Origin of the sequence: Skermanella sp. TT6, assembly GCF_016653635.2 — a bacterium.
Lineage (GTDB): Bacteria > Pseudomonadota > Alphaproteobacteria > Azospirillales > Azospirillaceae > Skermanella > Skermanella cutis.
Genome location: NZ_CP067420.1, coordinates 4385926 through 4406193 on the forward strand (window position 1 = coordinate 4385926; position 20268 = coordinate 4406193).

14 protein-coding genes are annotated in these 20268 nt (G+C 69.1%); 6 read left to right on the forward strand and 8 right to left on the reverse strand.

Going from position 1 to position 20268, the window contains the following annotated elements:
- Nucleotides 1-7: 7 nt before the first annotated feature.
- The gene (locus tag IGS68_RS20460; RefSeq protein WP_201073202.1) at nucleotides 8-1972 is read right to left on the reverse strand and encodes a methyl-accepting chemotaxis protein; all 1965 of its coding nucleotides are present in this window, start codon (nucleotides 1970-1972) and stop codon (nucleotides 8-10) included.
- Nucleotides 1973-2650: 678 nt separating this feature from the next.
- Here IGS68_RS20460 and IGS68_RS20465 point away from each other — a divergent pair.
- On the forward strand, nucleotides 2651-3013 hold the full coding sequence (locus IGS68_RS20465) for a hypothetical protein (RefSeq protein WP_201073204.1): 363 nt from the start codon (nucleotides 2651-2653) through the stop codon (nucleotides 3011-3013).
- On the opposite strand, the gene IGS68_RS20470 is transcribed toward IGS68_RS20465, so the two are convergent.
- The gene (locus IGS68_RS20470) at nucleotides 2982-4802 is read right to left on the reverse strand and encodes a M3 family oligoendopeptidase (RefSeq protein WP_201073206.1); all 1821 of its coding nucleotides are present in this window, start codon (nucleotides 4800-4802) and stop codon (nucleotides 2982-2984) included. The genes IGS68_RS20465 and IGS68_RS20470 overlap by 32 nt on opposite strands.
- Before the next feature lie 171 nt (nucleotides 4803-4973).
- Between IGS68_RS20470 and IGS68_RS20475 the strand changes: the two genes are divergently transcribed.
- Both IGS68_RS20475 and IGS68_RS20480 read left to right on the forward strand, forming a co-directional pair.
- A complete protein-coding gene (locus IGS68_RS20475) occupies nucleotides 4974-6818 on the forward strand; it encodes an AMP-dependent synthetase/ligase (RefSeq protein ID WP_201073208.1) in 1845 nt (614 codons plus the stop codon).
- 78 nt (nucleotides 6819-6896) lie between these two features.
- Nucleotides 6897-8066, forward strand: a complete 1170-nt coding sequence (locus IGS68_RS20480; protein WP_201073217.1) for a sensor histidine kinase — start codon at nucleotides 6897-6899, stop codon at nucleotides 8064-8066.
- A 17-nt stretch (nucleotides 8067-8083) separates the two neighbouring features.
- Here IGS68_RS20480 and IGS68_RS20485 read toward each other — a convergent pair whose 3' ends face one another.
- Together IGS68_RS20485 and IGS68_RS20490 are read right to left on the reverse strand one after the other, a co-directional pair.
- On the reverse strand, nucleotides 8084-8779 hold the full coding sequence (locus tag IGS68_RS20485) for a YkgJ family cysteine cluster protein (protein WP_201073219.1): 696 nt from the start codon (nucleotides 8777-8779) through the stop codon (nucleotides 8084-8086).
- 46 nt (nucleotides 8780-8825) lie between these two features.
- Nucleotides 8826-9689: a DMT family transporter gene (locus IGS68_RS20490; RefSeq protein WP_201073221.1), complete on the reverse strand. Its 864-nt coding sequence runs from the start codon at nucleotides 9687-9689 to the stop codon at nucleotides 8826-8828.
- A 682-nt stretch (nucleotides 9690-10371) separates the two neighbouring features.
- Between IGS68_RS20490 and IGS68_RS20495 the strand changes: the two genes are divergently transcribed.
- Entirely contained in the window at nucleotides 10372-13890 is a 3519-nt protein-coding gene (locus IGS68_RS20495) for an indolepyruvate ferredoxin oxidoreductase family protein (RefSeq protein WP_201073223.1), read from the forward strand.
- Here IGS68_RS20495 and IGS68_RS20500 read toward each other — a convergent pair whose 3' ends face one another.
- Nucleotides 13891-15510, reverse strand: coding sequence for an alpha-amylase family glycosyl hydrolase (locus tag IGS68_RS20500; protein WP_247880999.1), 1620 nt, complete (start codon nucleotides 15508-15510; stop codon nucleotides 13891-13893).
- 229 nt (nucleotides 15511-15739) lie between these two features.
- On the opposite strand from IGS68_RS20500, the gene IGS68_RS20505 reads away from it, so the two are divergent.
- Nucleotides 15740-16120, forward strand: a complete 381-nt coding sequence (locus IGS68_RS20505; RefSeq protein WP_201073234.1) for a hypothetical protein — start codon at nucleotides 15740-15742, stop codon at nucleotides 16118-16120.
- Here the strand turns inward: IGS68_RS20505 and IGS68_RS20510 are convergent.
- Nucleotides 16117-17223: an alpha/beta fold hydrolase gene (locus tag IGS68_RS20510; protein ID WP_201073236.1), complete on the reverse strand. Its 1107-nt coding sequence runs from the start codon at nucleotides 17221-17223 to the stop codon at nucleotides 16117-16119. The two genes, IGS68_RS20505 and IGS68_RS20510, sit on opposite strands and share 4 nt — an antisense overlap.
- A gap of 207 nt (nucleotides 17224-17430) precedes the next feature.
- Here IGS68_RS20510 and IGS68_RS20515 point away from each other — a divergent pair, with 207 nt between their 5' ends.
- Nucleotides 17431-18222, forward strand: a complete 792-nt coding sequence (locus IGS68_RS20515; protein ID WP_201073244.1) for a UDP-2,3-diacylglucosamine diphosphatase — start codon at nucleotides 17431-17433, stop codon at nucleotides 18220-18222.
- A 16-nt stretch (nucleotides 18223-18238) separates the two neighbouring features.
- On the opposite strand, the gene IGS68_RS20520 is transcribed toward IGS68_RS20515, so the two are convergent.
- Both IGS68_RS20520 and IGS68_RS20525 read right to left on the reverse strand, forming a co-directional pair.
- Nucleotides 18239-19828 carry an alanine/glycine:cation symporter family protein gene (locus tag IGS68_RS20520; RefSeq protein ID WP_247881000.1) on the reverse strand — a complete coding sequence of 530 codons (1590 nt, stop codon included), beginning with the start codon at nucleotides 19826-19828 and terminating at the stop codon, nucleotides 18239-18241.
- A complete protein-coding gene (locus tag IGS68_RS20525; RefSeq protein WP_201073246.1) occupies nucleotides 19825-20259 on the reverse strand; it encodes a universal stress protein in 435 nt (144 codons plus the stop codon). Before IGS68_RS20525 ends, IGS68_RS20520 begins: the two co-directional genes overlap by 4 nt.
- Between the last annotated feature and the right edge of the window lie 9 nt (nucleotides 20260-20268).

Consider the following 20268-nt stretch of genomic DNA (forward strand, 5'->3'; position numbering starts at 1 on the left):
GGTCCCGTTAGGAAGAAACGCCCGCCACCCTGGCCACCTCCCCCTCGCCCAGCGGCGGCGGGTCGAACTGAAGGTGGATGCCGTGGCGGGTGATCCCGACCACGTGGGCGTGCTGGGGCTGGTCCCGGTCGGGGATGCGCAGCTTAAGCCGGTCGCCCGCCGTGAACTTGATGTCGCTGCTGATCAGGGCGCCGCCGCGCGACACGTCCAGCAGTTCGGCCTCCCCGGCGCCGAACGGGCCGGCGACCTCCGTCGCGACCTGGCAGGGGTGCCGGGTGTGGGCGCGGCGGTTGGCCTCGTCGGTCGAGGTGCGGACGATCTGGGTCAGCGCCTCCGCCAGGGCCTCTATCCCGTCGCTCAGCGCCGAGGCGGCCAACTTGCTGCTTTCCGCCAGTTCGTCGGTGCGCCGCACGTCGCCGGACAGGGCGTCCACATGGACCGAGACGTCGCGGGTCGCGTTCGCGGTGGCCTCGACGTTCCCGGCGATCTCGGCGATGGCCTCGGACTGCTCCCGCATGGCGGTGCCGATCCGGCCGGCGATCCCGTCGACCGCCGCTATGGAATCGCCGACCCGGCCGACGGCGGCGCCAGCGTCCTTGGCCGCGGCCTGGATGCGGGCGATCAGGTCGCCGATCCGGTCGGTCGAGCGCTCGGTCTCGCGCGACAGCGCCTTGACCTCCGCCGCGACGACGGCGAAGCCTTTGCCGGCCTCCCCGGCGCGCGACGCCTCGATGGTGGCGTTCAGCGCCAGCAGGTTGGTCTGCGAGGCGACGTTGCGGATCAGACCGACGATTCCGCCGATCTCGGCCGCGACCTCGTCCAGGGTGCGGATCACGCCGGCGGCGTCCCTGGCGCTGGCGACCGCGAGGCCGGCGGCTGCGGCCGCTTCCCCCACCTGGCCGTTGATCCGCCCGACCGAGTCGGACAGCCGGCCGGCCGCTTCCGCCGCGATGCCCACCGCCCCCAGCGCCTGGGCCGTGGCATCGGACATCTCGCGCGCGTTACGGTCCATGCTGCGCGCCGCCGCGTGCAGGCCGACGGTGGCTTCGCGCATGCCGCCGGTCTGGCCGGTCACGGTCTCGATCGCCCTGCGGGTCTGGCCGTCCACCTTGTCGGCCATGCCGCGGATGGCTGCGCGCACCTCGTCGCGGTGGATTTCCTCCAGTCGCTCCTCCTCCATCCGCATGGCGCGGACCTTGACGGCGTGCTCGCGGAAGACCTGGACCGATGCCGCCATGGCGCCGACCTCGTCGGCGCGGTCGAGGCAGGGCACCTCCTCGTCCAGCTGGTCGGCGGCGAACCGCCCCATGACCGCGCGCAGCCGGGTCAGCGGCCCCAGCAGCCCGCGCATCGCCAGGAACGACGCGGCGGCCACCACCAGGGCGGCGACCCCGCCCAGCAACCCGCCGACCCGGACCATGGCGTCCACCATGGTCATGAAGGCGGACCGCGGCTCGCCGACGAACAGCGCGCCGATCACCTTGCCCTGGGGATCGGCGATCGGATCGTAGGCGGCGAGATAGGTCTCCCCCAGCACGGCGACCTCGCCCCGGAACGGCTGCCCGCGCTTCAGGACGGTCTCGATCACGGCCGGATCGACCAGCCCCGTCCCGACCGCCCGCCGCCCGGTCGAGTCGCGCACCGATGTCGCCACCCGGCGGCCGTCGGAGAACAGCGTCACCGCCCCGCCGGTCAGCGTGCCGATGCGGTCCACCAAGTCCATGTTGCCTTCCAGCGGCGTGTCGCCCGCGGTCAGCTTGCCCTTGTCGTCGAGCCGCAGGTCGCCGAGGTGCCGAAGCATTTCCCAGGCGACCCGCATGTTGGCTTCCTGCCGCGCGATCCCCAGCCGCTCGCCCTCCGCCAGGAGCACGGCGCGGAGCGCCACGAGGTTGACGATGCCGATCGCCCCGATCGCGAGGATGCACAGGAGGGCGATCTTGGTGGATATGGACAGTCGGTTGACCAGCGGCACGATCCCACGCCTCGGCAGTCTCAGGGCGCGAGGAACCTATCACCGATGCGCGCGGGAGTCAGTGCCGGGATGGAGTCATTCGCATACTATCTTGCCGCAGGCGGGGAAGGATCTTACGGGCCTTCCGGCGGCTGGCCGCTTATCGTCACATATAGGCATCGACTTGTTTGCACGTCTGAACAGCCAGCAGGTCGGGCAGGATACGACACTAAGGTTGTCATGCCCGTGCGGACCAGGGCGCGGCGGCAACCGATGGCGCTTGCCGTATGGTCGGAATTTCGCTTAAAGTGGGGCCAAGGTCCGGTGGAGAGACGGAAGTTGGACTCTCCCGTCTCCCCGGTCGAAGCTAGAGCCTGATCAGGAGTTCAAACCTGACCCGGCCCCACTGGACCCGAACCTTGACTACCAAATGCATCAACTCCTTTCGGTTAGCGTCCGGGATGTTCACGCATCCCGGACGCGGCCGAATTTGGGCGAATGCGATGGAATGCGCATTGGCATTCACGCGCACTGCGGGCACCACCCGCGGCGCCTTATCCCGATAATCCATACTCCTTGACGTGCAGGCGTATTCAGCCCAGGGTCGACCCACCTTCGCAACCGCGAGGGGCGGCCGGACCGGGAAATGGCCTTCCCCAGCCCGCTGCGCCCCGGTCCCACGGGTACCGGCCGGAGGAAATGGCGGCCCTGGGACTTCCGCCCACCATGTCGCGGCGCCCATCGCAGGCCGAACTGGCACGCCCCTTCCGCCAGAGCCTCCATCCGGACCCGGCGAAGCAGCGGGAGACGAAGCGGCTGCACAAGGCGCGCATCGAAGCCTTGCGGAAACGGCGTGACCTTCAGAAGGAATGGTACGGCCGCACCGGCCTCGACGCCCTCAACCGGCGGCATGCCCGGCTGCTGGAGGAGAAGCCCGGCAGCGAGCGGGACCTGATGGAATTGATGATCGGTCCCGGCGGCGGGGGCGGCGGCCATGCCGCCCCCACCGCCGGGAACCGGAGAAGGGGCGTCAGCGGTCCTGCCGCTCCAGCTCGTCGATGAAGCCGCGGATCACGCCCAGGCCCTTGTCCCAGAAGGCGGGATCGGAGGCGTTGAGGCCGAACGGGGCCAGCAGTTCCTGGTGGCGCAGCGTGCCGCCGGCCGACAGCATCTTCAGGTACCGCTCGGCGAAGCCGTCCGCCGCGTCCTGGTAGACCGCGTAGAGCGAGTTGACCAGGCAGTCGCCGAAGGCATAGGCGTAGACGTAGAAGGGCGAATGGATGAAATGCGGGATATAGGCCCAGTAGGTCCGGTATCCCTGGTCGAAGCGAAGCGCCGGGCCGAGGCTCTCCGCCTGCACGTCCATCCAGATCTCCCCGATCCGCTCCGCCGTCAGCTCGCCCTCGCGCCTCTCGGTGTGGAGCCGCTGCTCGAAATCGAAGAAGGCGATCTGGCGGACCACCGTGTTCAGCATGTCCTCCACTTTGGAGGCCAGCATGATCTTCTTGGCGGCCGGATCCGTCTCCGCGTCGAGCAGCGAGCGGAAGGTCAGCATCTCGCCGAACACCGACGCGGTCTCCGCCAGGGTCAGCGGCGTGTCGGCCATCAGGTGGCCCTGGCGGCCGGCCAGCACCTGGTGGACGCCGTGCCCCAGCTCGTGGGCCAGGGTCATCACGTCGCGGGTCTTGCCCTGGTAGTTGACCAGCAGGTAAGGGTGGACGCTCGGCACCGTCGGGTGCGCGAAGGCGCCCGGCGCCTTGCCCGGCCGGACCGGCGCGTCGATCCAGGCATTGTCGAAGAAGCGGCGGCCTACGGCGGCCAGCTCCGGCGAGAAGCGGCCATAGGCGTCCAGCACGATGCCGCGCGCCTCGGTCCACGGGATCAGCCGGTCCACGTCGTCCGGCAACGGCGCGTTGCGGTCCCAGTAGTCCAGCGTGTCGCCGCCGAACCACTTGGCCTTGAGCGCGTAATAGCGGTGCGACAGGTCCGGGTAGGCACCCTTGACGGCGGTCACCAGCGCGTCCACCACCTCGTCCTCGACATGGTTGGACTTGTTGCGGGACGAGGTCGGGCGCGGATAGTTGCGCCACTTGTCCTCGATCTCCTTGTCCTTGGCCAGCGTGTTGGTGATCAGCGCGAAGGTGCGGACATTGGCGTCGAGCACCCGGCCGATCTCCACCGCCGCCTCGCGCCGGCGCTCGGCCGAGCGGTCGGTCAGGCGGTTCAGCGCCTCGGTGCAGGTCATTTCCCGGCCGTCGATGGTGAAGCGCAGCCCGGCGATCGTCTCGTCGAACAGGCGGTTCCAGGCGGCGCGGCCGACCACGTATTTCTCGTGGAGCAGGCGCTCCAGCTCGTCCGAAAGCTGGTGCGGGCGGAACACGCGGATGTCGCGCAGCCAGGGCGCGTACTTCGCCAGTTCCGGCGACTTCATCTTGGCGGCCAGCGCCGAGTCGTCGAGCCGGTTGAGCTCCAGGGTGAAGAACAGCAGGTGGGTCGAGATGCCGTTGACCCGCTCCTGGATGCCCTGGAAGAACTTGCCCACGTTCGGGTCGTTCATGTCGCCGGCATAGACCAGGTGCGCATAGCTCATGATGCGCGACAGGGTCTCGTCGATCTCCTCGTACTGGGCCACGGCGCTGCCGAGCTGGTCGCCGCCGAGGTCCGCCAGCTTGCCGTTGTAGCTCCTGTAGAAGTCCTTCGACGCCTTTTCCATCCGGTCCAGGTCGGCCTTGAGCGCGTCGGAGTCCTGCCCCGGGTAGAGGTCGCCCAGATCCCAGGTCGGCAGCTCGCCGAGGTCGGGCATTCCCGGTTCGGGATTGTCGAACGGCTCTGCGGTCGCTGTCTGGCTCATCGGTATCCTCCTGTTGCGCTGCCAGGGATATAGGCAGGCGATTGAACCCGTCCAAGCTGCCGTCCCGTTCTATATATCGGGCCGTAAACGGTGCCCATGCTCCTTCACGCCGCCAGCATCACGGCCTAAAGGCCCACTCCGGAATGGACCTCACCTACACGGAAGGCAGACATGAACAGCACGCGCCCCGATCACCCGACGCGGACCGACCGCGCCACCACCGATCGCGACACCTATGACCGCTGGTCGAGCCTGCCCGGCATGTTCTTCGACCAGGTGCTGCGCCAGGGCGGCCGGCCGCTGCTGATCTCCAAGCAGGCCGGCGAATGGCGCCGGCAGAACTGGGAGGAGGTCGCGCGCGACATCCGGCGCGCGGCTGCGGGCCTGCGAAGCCTGGGCGTAGGACGCGGCGACCGGGTCGCCATCGTCGCGGAGAACCGGCCGGAATGGCTGGTCGCCGACTTCGCGATCATGTCGCTGGGCGCCGTCACGGTCCCGGCCTACACCACCAGCACGGCGTCCGACCATCTCCATACGCTGACCGACAGCGGCGCCCGGGTCGTGCTGGTCTCCACCCCGGCGCTGATGCGCAAGGTGCTGCCCGCCGTCCTCCAGGTGCGCGGCATGCGGGCGTTGGTCTGCTTCGACGGGGACATGCCGGGCATGCCCGACGGCGCGCCCGAAGCCCTGGGCTGGGCGGAGCTGCTGAGGCGGGGCGAGCCCCGGGACGGGGAGCCGGATCCGGAGGACGTGCCGGCCGGGCGCGACGACGTGGCCTGCATCATCTACACCTCGGGCACCGGCGGGACGCCCAAGGGCGTCATGCTGACCCACGGCAACATCCTGTCCAACTGCAAGTCGGCCTATACCCTGGTCGAGGATGTCGGGCTGGGGGAGGAGACCTTCCTGTCCTTCCTTCCCCTCGCCCACGCCTACGAGCATACCTGCGGCCAGATGTTCGCCCTGACCCTGGGAGCCCGGATCGCCTACGCGGAATCGGTCGAGAAGCTGGCCGGCAACCTGGGGGAGGTCAGGCCGACCATCATGACCGCCGTCCCGCGCCTCTACGAAGTCCTGGAGACGCGCATCCGCCGGGAGGTCGAGCGGGCCGGCGGCGTGCGCCTCGCCCTGTTCCGCAGGACGCTGGAGCTGGGCGCCCGGCGGTACCGCCGGGACGGGCGCCTGGGGCCGCTGGACGCGGCGCAGGATTTCGTGCTGGACCGGCTGGTGCGCGCCCGCATCCGCGAACGGTTCGGCGGACGGCTGAAAGCCTTCATCTCGGGCGGGGCGGCGCTGGCGCCGGAGACGGCGCTGTTCTTCCAGTCGCTCGGCATCCGCATCCTCCAGGGCTACGGGCAGACCGAGGCGTCGCCGCTGATCGCCTGCAACCGGCCCAGCCGCATCCGCCACGACACCGTCGGCCCGCCGATGCCCGACGTGGAGGTCAGGATCGCCGGGGACGGCGAGATCCTGGCGCGCGGACCCATGGTGATGAAAGGCTATTGGGGCGACCGGGACGCGACCGACCGCACGATCGTGGACGGCTGCCTTCACACCGGCGACATCGGCCACCTGGCGCCCGACGGCTCGCTGGTCCTGACCGACCGCAAGAAGGACCTGATCGTGACCAGCGGCGGCGACAACGTGGCGCCCCAGCGGGTCGAGAACCTGCTGACGCTGGAGCCCTGCATCGGCCAGGTCATGGTGGCGGGGGACGGCAAGCCGTTCCTGGCGGCCCTGATCGTTCCCGACCTCCAGCTGGCGCGCGACTGGGCCGAGCGCCACGGCAAGCGGGCCGAACCGGCGGAACTGGCGGAGGACGCCGATTTCCGGAAGCATATCGGCGAGGCGGTGGAACGGGTCAATCGCGGCCTGTCCGGCATCGAACGCATCCGCAAGTTCGTGATCGTCCCGGAGCCGTTCAGCGTGGAGAATGCGCAGCTCACGCCCACCCTCAAGATCCGGCGCCACGAGATCCGCAAGCGCTACGGCGAGTTGCTGGAGAAACTGTATTGACGGACAGCGACCGATGCCACTGCAGGTTCTCCTTTTGGGGGTTCGACGCCGACAGCCATTCTGATGTGTTGTCACCCCATGAGCGACAATAGCTTTGATCACGAACGATGGATCCGCCGTCAGAGCGCCCTGGCCGAGTTCGGCCGGCAGGCGCTGCTGGTGGACGATCTGGATGCCCTGCTGCACGAGGCGGTCGTGCTGGCCGCCCAGGGGCTGGGTGTCGGGCGGGCCAAGGTAATGGAGCGGCTTCCCGGCGGCGACCGGCTGCTGATGCGCGCCGCGGTCGGGTGGCAGCCCGGGCTCGAGGGTGTCCTGGTGGTGGATGCCGGAAGCCGCTCTTCCGGCGGCTATACGCTGGCGACCGGCACGCCCGTGATCGCCGACGACATCGAGACCGAGACGCGGTTCGACGTCCCGCAGTTCCTGCGCGAGCACGGCATCCGGAGCCTGATCAACGTGATCATCCAGGGCCGGGGCGACCCCTTCGGCGTGCTGGAAGTGGACAGCGACGAAAGGCGCAACTTCAACCAGGAGGACGTGGACTTCCTGCAGAGCTACGCCAACATCCTGGCCGCCGCGATCGAGCGGCGCTCTTCCAACGAAGCGTTGTCCCGGCTGGCGGAGGAGCGCGCGGTCCTGTTGAGGGAGCTGCAGCACCGGGTCAAGAACAACCTTCAGATCATCACCAGCCTGCTCAACATGCAGATCCGCCGCGTCGGCGCCGGCGAGGTGGAGAGCCAGCTTCGCATCATCGGCAGCCGGGTGGAAACCCTGCGGGTCGTCCATGACAGCCTGTTCGAGGCGGGCAGCGTCGAGCGGATCGGCCTGCCGCGCTATCTGCGGACCCTGTGCGAAAGCCTGCTGGCGTTCCACGGCGTCCGGGCGGAGGACGTGACGCTGGACTTCGCGGCCGACGACGCCGACGCCGGGGTGGACACCACGGTGCCCCTGGGGCTGCTGATCAATGAATTCATCGTCAACAGCCTCCAGCACGCCTTCTCCGGGAGCGGTCCGGAGGGGGGCGGCAGGATCGCCCTCCGGCTGGACCGGACGGCGCCGGACGGCGCCCGGCTGACGCTGAGCGACGACGGGCCGGGGTTCGACCGGGTGAAGGCGTCGCGGGTCGGCACCGGCCTGCAGATCATGGACGTCCTGGCGGCCCAGCTCGGCGGCAGGCTGGCCTGGGACGGGGAAGCGTGGCGGAAGAAGGAGGGTGCCCGGCTGGTGCTCGACCTGCCGGTGCTCTAAGCGTCAGGCGACGCGGCTCAGCTGTCCGTGCGCACCCCGGCCAGGACTCCCTCGCCCGCCGCCCAGCGGGCGTCGGCATCGGGGGTCTCCAGCACGCGGGACAGACCCTCGATCAACTCGTAGGAGTTCCCGTCCAGTCCCCGATCGGCGAGCGCCGCGCGCAGGCAGTGCGACAGCAGCCGGCGCGACCGCATGTTGATCTTCGGAACTGGGATTTGCGCGCGAGCGTCCCGCTCCCGCGTCGACCGCTCGCAGGCCGCGGCATCGAACGACGCGTAGGCCCGGCAGCCCAGCGGCCGGACCGGGTAGATGCCGCACAGGCCGCCTTCCAGCATGGGACAGGGGAGGCCGAGCCCGACCCGCTCGACGGGAGACAGCCCGCGGGTCGCGGGCAAGGCGTCCGCCAGCCGGGACCGCAGCGCGTCGCGGCGTTCCGGCGGCCATGCCGCGACATGCTCGGCGATGGCCAGCAGTTCCGGCGCCGTCGCGGAGACATAGAGGTGGCAGCAATGGTCGCAGCCCATGCGGCAGGCGACCGTCTGGCGCGGCGGATGCGCCTCCACCGTCTGTTCCAACTGGCGATGGCAGGCCGCCACGAGGCTGCGGAGCCGCTCGCGGGTCGGCTTGGCGATCAGCGCCCGGAACCGCGCGGTCTGGCGGGCGACCTCCCCGGGGGTGGGCGGGTCCGTGGGCAGGGGCTTCTGCGGTCTCATGGGGCGGTTATAGGACAGACCCGGCGGTTTCGAAAACGGTCCTTCCTCAGGAGGCGAAACGCTTCGCCCCGGCGACGCAGAGCACCACGGCCACGGTGACCGCGACCATCGGCCAGCCGACCGCCTCGCCCAGCAGGGTCGCGGCCAGGGTCAGCCCGAAGAAGGGCTGGAGAAGCTGCAGCTGCCCGACGGCGGCGATTCCGCCCTGGGACAGGCCGCGATACCAGAAGACGAAGCCGATCAGCATGCTGAACAGCGACACATAGGCGAGGCCCAGCCATGCCGCGTGGCCGATGCCCGCCCACGACGACGGCATGCCGTACAGGCTCGCCGGGACCATGACCGGCATGGACAGCACCAGCGCCCAGGAGATCACCTGCCAGCCGCCGAGCTTCCGGGACAGCCTGCCGCCCTCGGCATAGCCCAGGCCGCAAACGATGATGGCCGCGAGCATCAGCATGTCTCCGGCGACCGATCCGCCACGGCCCTGAACCAGCGCATACCCGGCGACGAGCGCGCTGCCGAGGCCGGAAAAGACCCAGAAGGCCGGACGCGGCCGCTCGCCGCCGCGCAGGACGCCGAAGGTCGCCGTCGCCAGCGGCAGGAGGCCGATGAAGACGATGGACTGGGCGGAGGTGATGCGCTCCAGCGCCAAGGCCGTGAGCAGCGGGAATCCGACGACGACGCCCAAGGCCACGACGGCCAGGGAGGCGAGATCGCCCCGGTCCGGGCGTTTCTGCCGGAACGCGGCCAGGAGTGCGGCCGCCAGGATTCCGGCGATGGCCGCCCGGGCGACGGTCAGGAAGACCGGGTCGAACTCCACCACGGCGACCCGCGTCGCAGGGAGCGATCCGCTGAAGATCAGCATCCCGATGAAACCGTTGATCCAACCGCTCGAGGCCTTGTCCATGCACTCTCCCCTTTCCGGCGAGTATCGGCCACCGGGGATGGCTTTGCCAGGGACAGTCCGTTGCGATCCACGGCTGTCCGGCACGGAGATCGCTTATTCTGCGAAAGGGTTAATCGCGGGCAGAAACATTCCTTTTTCGTCATGGCCGGACTTGATCCGGCCATCGTTCGCGGGAAGCATCGAAGCCTCCGTGCCTTGAGATCCGCGGGTCAAGCCCGCGGATGACGAAACGAAGGAGAAAACAGTCGCCAGGAATGTTCTCAATGGTTGATTAACAAGTACCGTGCCGGACAGCCGTAGTTGCGGTCGGGAAAAAACCGTATCGGTCCGAAGGACAGTGCGGGTGGACGACGGTGTCGGCCCGGGCACGAGTAGCGGGACGCTCGCCTGGCGCGTCATGCGGGCGAGCCGCCGGCCGCTTCCAAGGTTAACTTAGCCCAATGCTCCGACCCGCGGATCTTCAGCACGCTGGAAGAGTCATTTTTTCAAAGAAGACCGGATCGCTCCGCCTCCGGCGATCCCATATAATTTTTTGTCTGCGCGACAGGATGTTGCGGATATTCGTTGCGTTTTCACGGGACTCATCCCCGATGGATTGCAGAAAAGGACAGTAAGAGTTACCTTTTTCACAAGAAGAAAAAAAAGACGGTTCTTAGGATCGCTCTCCAAGGAGGAACGGAACATGACGCTCCCGGCAGTCAAACTGGACGACAAATACACGCTCGAAAGCGGGCGGGTGTTCCTGACCGGCACCCAGGCGTTGGTCCGGCTGCCCATGATGCAGCGCCAGCGCGACGTCGCCGCGGGACTGAACACGGGCTGCTTCATCTCCGGCTACCGGGGATCGCCGCTCGGCGGGTTCGACCAGGCGCTGTGGAAGGCGCGCAAGTTCCTGGCCTCCAACCATATCCAGTTCCAGCCCGGCGTGAACGAGGAGCTGGGCGCCACGGCCGTGTGGGGCAGCCAGCAGGTCGGCATGTTCCCGGGTGCCCGCTACGACGGCGTCTTCTCCCTGTGGTACGGCAAGGGGCCGGGCGTGGACCGTTCGGGCGACGTGTTCAAGCACGGCAACGCGGCGGGAACGTCCCGGAACGGCGGCGTCCTGGTGCTGGCCGGCGACGACCATTCCTGCAAGTCCTCGACGTTCCCGCACCAGTCGGAGCACGCCTTCGTCGGCTCGATGATCCCGGTGCTGAACCCCGCGGGCGTACAGGAATTCCTCGACCTCGGCCTGATGGGCTGGGCGATGTCGCGCTTTTCCGGCTGCTGGATCGCCTTCAAGACCATCGCGGAGACGGTGGACAGCTCGGCTTCGGTCTCGATCGATCCGCTGCGCGTCAACTACGTGGTTCCGGACTTCGACATGCCGGTCGGCGGGCTCAACATCCGCTGGCCCGATCCGCCGCTCGAACAGGAAGAGCGGCTGATGAAGTACAAGCTCTACGCGGCGCTGGCCTTCGCGCGGGCCAACCGGCTGGACAGGACCGTGATATCCTCCCCCCGCCCGCGGCTGGGCGTGGTCACCACCGGCAAGAGCTACCTGGACGTCCGGCAGGCGCTGGACGACCTCAACATCTCCGAGGAGATGGCCGCCGACATCGGGCTGACCGTCTACAAGGTCGCCATGGCGTGGCCGCTGGAGCGCGAGGGCATCCGCCAGTTCGCCCAGGGCCTGGAAGAGATCGTGGTGGTCGAGGAAAAGCGGGCGCTGATCGAGAACCAGCTGAAGGAACAGCTCTACAACTGGCATCCGGACGTGCGCCCGCGGGTCGTCGGCAAGTTCGACGAGGGGGCGCGCGAGATGCTGCCCTCCTACAACGAGCTGTCGCTGGCCCGCATCGCCGTGGTGATCGGCCGCCGCCTGCTGAAATTCTTCGACCACGAGGGCATCCGCCGCCGGGTCGAGTTCCTGGACCGGCAGGAGAACGCGAAGGCCAGGAAGGCCCTGGTCGAGCGCAAGCCGTATTTCTGCTCCGGCTGCCCGCACAACAGCTCCACCGTGGTGCCCGAGGGCAGCCGCGCGGTGGCCGGGATCGGCTGCCACTACATGGCGACCTGGATGGACCGGCGGACCGAGACCTTCACCCAGATGGGCGGCGAAGGCGTGCCCTGGATCGGTCAGGCCCCCTTCACCGACGAGCAGCACATCTTCGCCAACCTGGGCGACGGGACCTATTTCCATTCCGGCCTGCTGGCGGTCCGGGCCGCCATCGCGGCCAAGGTCAACATCACCTACAAGATCCTGTTCAACGACGCCGTCGCCATGACCGGCGGGCAGGCCCATGACGGCGTGCTGACGGTGCCGCAGATCAGCAAGCAACTCGCCGCCGAGGGCGCCCGGCGCATCGTGGTGGTGACCGACGAGCCGGAGAAATATGCCGGGCCGGTCGGGCTGGCCCCCGGCGTCAAGGTCGAGCACCGCGACGACCTGGACCGCGTGCAGCGCGAATTGCGCGAAGTCCAGGGCACCAGCATCCTGATCTACGACCAGACCTGCGCCGCGGAGAAGCGCCGGCGCCGGAAGCGCAAGATCATGGTCGATCCGCCCAAGCGGGTGATGATCAACGAGCAGGTCTGCGAGGGCTGCGGCGATTGCTCGAAGAAGTCCAACTGCCTGTCGGTGGTTCCGGTCGAGACCGAGTTCGGCCGCAAACGCCAGATCGACCAGTCCACCTGCAACAAGGACTTCTCCTGCGTCAAGGGCTTCTGCCCGAGCTTCGTGACAGTCCATGGCGGGCAGCTCCGCAAGCCGAAGCCGGCGGCGGCGGGCAAACCGGCGGCCGTGGAGCAGACCGCGGCGGAGATGCCGCTTCCCGAGCCGGCCCGCCCCGGCCTGGACCATCCCTACGGCATCCTGGTCACCGGCATCGGAGGGACGGGCGTCGTGACCATCGGCGCGATCCTCGGCATGGCGGCCCATATCGAAGGCAAGGGCTGCTCGGTCCTGGACCAGGCGGGCCTGGCGCAGAAGGGCGGCGCCGTGACCAGCCATATCCGCATCGCGCCGCGGCCGGAAGACCTGCACGCGGTCCGCATCGCGGCCGGCGGGGCGAAGCTGGTGATCGGCTGCGACCTGGTGGTGGCGGCCAGCGGCGACTGCTTGTCCAAGATGGCCCCGGACTTCACCCATGCCGTGATCAACGAACACGAGACGATCACCGCCGAGTTCACCCGCAACGCCGATTTCCGGATCCCGGCCCGGGACCTGCTGGGCGAGATCGCCAAGTCCTGCGGCGGGGGGGACAAGCTGACCACCCTGGACGCCACCGGCTTGGCAACCGCGCTGATGGGCGACTCCATCGCGACCAACCTGTTCATGCTGGGGGCCGCCTACCAGAAGGGCTTCGTGCCGGTCTCGGCGGACGCGATCGAGCAGGCGATCGAACTGAACGGCGTCGCGGTCGACATGAACATGCAGGCCTTCCGCTGGGGCCGCCGCGCCGCCCTGGACGCGGCGGCGGTCAAGGATGCGGCCGCACCCGCCGCCGCGGCGCAGCGGGACGCCGAGGCGGACAAGCCGTCGCACCGCCAGCTGTCGGAGACGCTGGACGAGGTGATCCGGCGCCGGGTGGCCTACCTGACCGACTACCAGGACGCGGCTTACGCCGCACGCTACGAGAGGCAGGTGAACTGGGTGCGTCAGGTCGAGGCCGAGCGCGCCAGGGGCAGGACCGGGCTGGCCGAGGCGGTCGCCCGCAACTACTTCAAGCTACTGGCCTACAAGGACGAGTACGAGGTCGCCCGGCTCTACACCGACGGCACCTTCCTGAAGCAGCTCCGGGAGCAGTTCGAGGGCGACTACAAGCTGGAGTTCCACCTCGCCCCGCCCATGCTGTCGGAGACCGACCCCGCCACCGGCGAGCCCCGGAAGAAGGCCTATGGTCCGTGGATGCTGAAGGCTTTCCAGGCGCTGGCCCGCATGAAGGGCCTGCGCGGCACCCGCTTCGACCCGTTCGGCCGGACCGCCGAGCGGAAGCTGGAGCGGCAGTTGATCGCCGACTACGAGAAGACCGTCGCCGAGCTTCTGTCGGGCCTCACCTACGGGAACCACGGCCTTGCGGTGGAGATCGCCGGCATTCCCGACCGCATCCGCGGCTTCGGCCCGGTCAAGGACCGTCACCTGTCCGACGCCAAGGCGAACGAGGCGGCGCTGCTGGAAGCCTTCCGCAACCCCGCCCCGACGCCGATGGCGGCGGAGTGATCAGCCGTCCCGAAGCGCCAGGAAGGCGCCCAGCGGCGGCAGGCCGACCCTGATCCCGTCCTGCGGCGAGCCGTCGAGAAGCGCCGCCGGGCCGGGAAGCGGGATTTCGATGGCACTGTAGCGGCCGGCCGGCAGGACATAGTCCGCCCGGCCGCAGGACAGGTTGAAGACGGCGGCCAGCCGGTCGCCGCGCGTGAAGGACAGGACCGGCCCGTCCTCGTCCACCTGCCCTGCCCCGCCTTGCTTGAGTTCGGGATGGAGGCGGCGGAGAGCCAGGCAGCGCCGCCAGACGTTCAAGGTGGAGTCGGGCCGCATCTCCTGGCGGTCCGCCGCCAGGGCGCGGTGGGCTTCCGTGACCGGCAGCCAGGGCTTCCCGCCGCGGGTGAAACCGGCATGTTCGGCGCCCGCGATCCAGGGCATCGGCGTGCGGGAACCGTCGCGGCCCTTGAACTCGGGCCAGAAGGCGATGCCGAACGGGTCGCGCAGATCCTCGCGGTCGAGATCGGCCTGGGGCAGCCCCAACTCCTCCCCCTGGTAGAGGCACAGGGTACCGGGCAGGCAGCAGAACAGCAGCGCCAGCAGGGCCGCGAAGCGTTCGGGGTCGGCTCCCGCCGGCCGCCAGCGCGAGGCCGCACGCTCCACGTCGTGGTTGCTGAAGCTCCAGCAGGTGGCGCTCCCCGGTCCGGCCGCCGTCAGCGCGGCGTGGAAAGTCCCGGCGGCGAAGGGCCGCTTGGGCAGGTCGAGGGTGTAGGCGGCATCGAGCCCGCCCGGCTTCGTGTAGCGGTCGATCCGCTGCGCGGCACCGGGCTGGCTCGACAGTTCGCCCAGCAGCGCGCGGTCGCCGAAGCCGTCGGCGGCGGCCCGGATCCGCTCCAGCACGCCCCGGACGTCGAAGTGGGCGACGTCGAAGACATGGGCCTGCATGCCGAACGGCTTTGCCGGGATCTCCGCCGGCTTGGCCGACAGCGGCGGGTTGGCGCGCAGGGCCGGGTCGCGCATCAGGAAATCGACCGCGTCGAGGCGGAAGCCGTCGACCCCGCGCTCCAGCCAGAAGCGGGCGGCGTCCAGCAGGGCCGCCATCACGCCTTCGTTCCGTAGGTTCAGCGTCGGCTGGCTCGCCAGGAAGTGATGAAGGAAATACTGCCGGCGCCGGGGTTCCCAGGTCCAGGCCGGCCCGCCGAACACCGACAGCCAGTTGTTGGGCGCCGTGCCGTCGGCCGCCGGATCGGCCCAGACATACCAGTCCGCCCGCTCGCCCCGTTTCGAGCGGCGGCTTTCCTCGAACCAGGGATGCCGGTCGGAGGTGTGGCCGCAGACCAGGTCGATCATCAGCTTCAGGCCGCGCCGGTGGGTCTCCGCCAGCAGCCGGTCGAAGGTGTCGACCGTGCCCATGCGCGGATCGACGCCCTTGTGGTCGGTGATGTCGTAGCCGAAATCGGCGAGCGGCGACGGCTGGAAGGGAGACAGCCAGACGGCATCCACGCCCAGCGAGGCGACATGGTCGAGCCGCCGGATCACCCCTTCCAGGTCGCCGTACCCGTCGCCGTCGGTATCGAGAAAGCTCAACGGATAGATCTGGTAGATCGCCGCGCCGTGCAGCCAGCATCCAGGAGAGGTCAAGTCCCGCTTCCCATGAAGAACGGCCGGAGCACGGGGCGGCTCCGCCAGTCGAGGTGCCATCCTGACGGGAAACCCGTCAATAAGGGGTAAATGCCGTTCTTTCGGGCCGGGCTGCCGCCGCAGCTTGTTATTCGGCGATGCCGAAACACCTTACCGGATTGCCTGTTGGGGGCGTCGTCCAGGTAGCCGTACCACGGTAGCTCCCTCAACGAACGCCATGAGACCACCCATGAAACCATCGCCGCCAGCAACCGCCATGCTCCTGATCGCGGCAGGAACGCTGTCCGCCTGCGCCGGGTTCGAAGCTCCGCGACAGGAGGCGACGAACCCCGCCTACGAGGCGCGGCTCGCCCAGCTCGCCCAGCACCAGTGCAATTCCCGCGTCGCGGGCGCCGTCGAAGGGGCCGGCGTCAGGCCCGAGGAGATCACCGAACTCTTCTATACCCGGGAGATGGACGGCACGAACGACCGTATCGTCCGCTACACGGCATGGATGCGGCTGGCCGGACAGCCGGGCCACCTGATCGTGGACGCCGACGCCCTGAGCTGCCGGGCGATGCAGGTCTATACCCGGGGCGGGGCGGAGGTGGCGGGCGTATCGTCCTTCTAGGGCCTGAAGAAGCCGGGCGTTCCCCAGGCCGCGGGCGTGCCGTCCTGAAGCCGGCGGCGTGCCTCCTCCCGGCTTCGAGCCAGGAAGCGGTTTCCCGGCTCCAGGGCGCTAGCCTGGTCGTACGCGGCCAGGGCTTCGCCGAAGCGGCCCTGCGCTTCCAGCGCCAGGGCCAGATGCAGGCCGTATTGCCCGCGGTCGGGCGCCAGCCTCAGGGCCAGCCGGTGGGCGGCCTCCGCCTTGGCGAAGGCGCCCTCCTCGCGCTCGATGACGCCGATCTCGTCATGGGCGGCGTCGGCATCGGGATAGAGGGCAAGGCAGTGGCCGAGGCGCCCGCGCGCCGCCCGGCGGTCTCCCGCCAGCCGCAGGCGCCGTGCCTCGATCAGGGCATCCGCGGCATCGCCCGCCTCGAAGATCCGGCCTTCCAGCGGCAGGAATGCCGGCAGGCTGCCGTCGCGCGCGAAATCCCGTATCAGCGGTCGCCAGACCCCGAAGCGGTGCAGCATCGCCGGTACCTCGTGGCCGACGCCGCGCAGCGAGCGGAGGCGTATTCCGGGCAGGTGGGCGACGCGGCGGGCATAGTCCAGGTCGAACAGGTCCGATTCGCCGATGATGATGCTGGTGCGCCGGTCGGCTGCGGGCCGGCTCAGGACCGGCAGCAGGTCGGGATAGGGGGAAAGCGGCCGTCCGGCCAGAAAGCCCCGGCTGCGGCTGCCGGGCTGGTCCAGCAGGGTCTCCGGCCCGATCGCCAGCACCCGGTCGGCATTGATCAGTTCCCCGAACAGGAGCGCCGCGTAGGCTCCCATGGAATTGCCGATGCAGACCACGGTCCTGGGGGCGACCTGCTGCATCATGATCCGCAGGCCTTCGGCCGTCGAGTCGATGTCGTTGCCCAGTCCGGGCACGCCGTCCCGGTACCAGCCGTTGCCGGGAGTATTCACGAACAGCTTGTTGACCGGGACGTCGCGGAAGCTGGCGTAGAAGGAGAAGCGTCCCGGCGGCTCGGACACATGGGAGAAGACGATGGCCAGCACGTCGCTGTCCGGGCTCCGGTCCAGCCGGAACCACTCGATCATGCTGTCCGGGCAAGGGGTTTCGGCGTCCAAGATGTACGGTCCCGTCATTGCGACGGACCGTATGGTGACCGTTTACCGTTAAGGGACTTTCGCGGCGATGGTGACAAATGCGTGAGAGGCGGGGCAAGTCGCGAACCTCTTTCCCCGCTTCCGGATCCCGGCTTGCGCCCCGCCGCCGGCCATGCCAGACAATGATGCGACGCAGCATCGGCGGACGCCGGGGATGGGGGCGAGGGCATGGACGGCGCATCGACACACCGGTACCGGACCGTCTGGATCTCGGACATCCATCTCGGCACCCGCGGGTGCCAGGCCGACCGCCTGCTCGATTTCCTGAAGGCGGTCGAGTGCGAAACCCTGTACCTGGTCGGCGACGTGATCGATTTCTGGCGGATGCGCCGCGCCCGCTATTGGCCGCAGAGCCACAACGACGTGATCCAGAAGCTGCTGCGCAAGGCCCGCAAGGGCACCCGCGTGATCCTGACGCCCGGCAACCACGACGACATGCTGCGCGGCTACATCGACCACGAGTTCGGCAGCATCCTGGTGGTCGAGGACGCGATCCACGAGACGGCGGACGGACGGCGCCTGCTGGTGATCCATGGCGACCAGTTCGACGGCGTCGTCGCCCGGGCGCCCTGGCTGGGCCATCTGGGCACCCACGCCAACGCCGCCTCCCAGCTGGTGAATCAATGGTTCAACTGGGGCCGGTCGCGGCTCGGGTATCCATACTGGTCGCTGTCGGGCTACCTGAAGCACAAGGTCAAGCACCGCGGCAGGTTCATCCACAATTACGAGACGGCGGTCGTCGAGGAAGCCCGCCGGCGCGGCGTGGACGGGGTCGTCTGCGGGCATATCCATTTCCCGCAGATCAAGGCCCTGGACGGCATCCTCTATTACAACGACGGCGACTGGGTGGATAACTGCACCGCCCTGGTCGAGCACGACTCGGGCGAGCTGGAACTTCTCAGGTGGCCCGAGCCGGCGGCGTCGAAGCCGCCGGCCAGGGTCGTCCCGATCGCGTCCTGATCCCGCCCGCTGCGGATCAGCGCCGCACCGCGGCGCCGGCGGGCGGAGCGTGCCCGTGGGCACGGATCTCGCCGCTGCGCAGCTTGGCGCGGTAGTTCGCCAGCTCCCGCCGCACGACCGGGGCCAGCAGGTACAGCCCGATCAGGTTGGGCAGAGACATGGCGAAGATCATCGCGTCGGAGAAATCGACCACCGCACCGAGCTGGAGCGATGAGCCGATCACCACGAAGACGCAGAACAGCAGCTTGAAGCTGACATCCGCCGCCCGCGTCTCGCCGAACAGGTAGGTCCAGCTCTTCAGCCCGTAATAGGACCAGCTGATCATGGTCGAGAAGGCGAACAGGATGACGGCCACCGCGAGCACGTAGGGGAACCAGCCGATGGTGCTGCCGAAGGCCTGGGACGTCAGGCTGACGCCGTCGGTGCCGGGCGTGCCGTAGGTCCCGGTGATCACGATCACCAGCGCCGTGACGGTGCAGACGATCACGGTGTCCACGAACGGCTCCAGTAGCGCCACGTAGCCCTCGGTCACCGGCTCCTTGGTGCGTACCGCCGAATGGGCGATGGCGGCGGAGCCGATGCCCGCCTCGTTGGAGAAGGCGGCCCGCCGGAAGCCCTGGATCAGCACGCCGACGAAGCCGCCCGCGACGCCTTCCGGGCTGAAGGCGCCGGTGATGATGGCGCCGAAGGCCGCGGGGATCTCGGCCCAGTGGACCAGGATGACGACGAGGCCGGCCAGCACGTAGAGCCCGCACATGAAGGGCACGACTTTCTCCGTCACCCGCACGATGCTGCGGATGCCGCCGATGATCACGATGCCGACCAGGACGGCGGCGACCAGGCCGAAGATCCAACCCCGGCCGGCCAGGGGGCTGGCGTCGCCGCCCGTCACGTTGACGAACTGCTGGAACGCCTGGTTGATCTGGAACATGTTGCCGCCGCCGAGCGACCCGCCGACGCACATGATCGCGAAGAATACCGCCAGGAACCGGCCCAGCCCACCCATGCCGCGCTCGGCGAGCCCCTGGCTCAGGTAGTACATCGGACCGCCGGAGACGGTGCCGTCGGCGTTGACGCGGCGGTACTTGACGCCGAGCGTGCATTCCGTGAATTTCGACGTCATGCCGAGCAGGCCGGCGAGGATCATCCAGAAGGTGGCGCCCGGCCCGCCGAGCGACACCGCGATGGCGACGCCCGCGATGTTGCCGAGGCCGACGGTGCCGGACAGCGCCGCCGTCAGCGCCTGGAAGTGCGAGACCTCGCCCCGGTCGTTCGGGTCCTCGTAATCGCCCCGGACCAGCCGGAGCGCATGGCCGAAGCCGCGGAAATTGATGAAGCCGAAATAGACGGTGAAGAACAGCGCGGCGGTGATCAGCCAGACCACGATCAGCGGCAGGTCGGTGCCCATCACCGGCACCGAATAGAAGATGATCCCGGCGAAGGCGTCGGCGAGCGGCCCGATCGCCGCGTTGATGCGGGCATCCATGCCCATTTCCGGCGCGCCGGCGAGGTCGGCGGTGGTCTGCGCCGCCGCGGGGCCGGCGGCGGCCATCAGGGCCGCCAACACGGCAGGGACGAGCGCATGGGAAAAGCGGGGCTCGATCATGGCACCACCGTCACCGGTACCGGAGCCATCTGGACCAGCGCGCCGGCGACGCCGCCGAACAGCAGGGTCGTGACGCGGGACCTGCCCCGGCGGCCGATGAAGACCTGGCAGGCGTTGCTTTCGGCGGCGGCGGAGCACAGCTCCTCGGCGCCGTGCCCGAACCGGATCGCGGTCCGCGGTTCCGCCCCCGCCGCCTTCAGGCGATCCAGGAGCGGGTCGAGCAAGCGGGTCTGGGCATCCTCCAGCTCGCGCTCGCGCTGGCGATGCCTTTCGGCGACCTCGGACGGGCTCAGGAACTCGTAGCGCGACCACTCGATCACATGGACGAGAAGCAGGTCGGCTCCGGCGCGAGCGGCTTGATCGGCTGCGAAATCGACGGCGCGCCGGCAGCCGTCGCTGCCGTCAACGCCGACCATGAAGAGTTGTCCCATGGTTTCGGC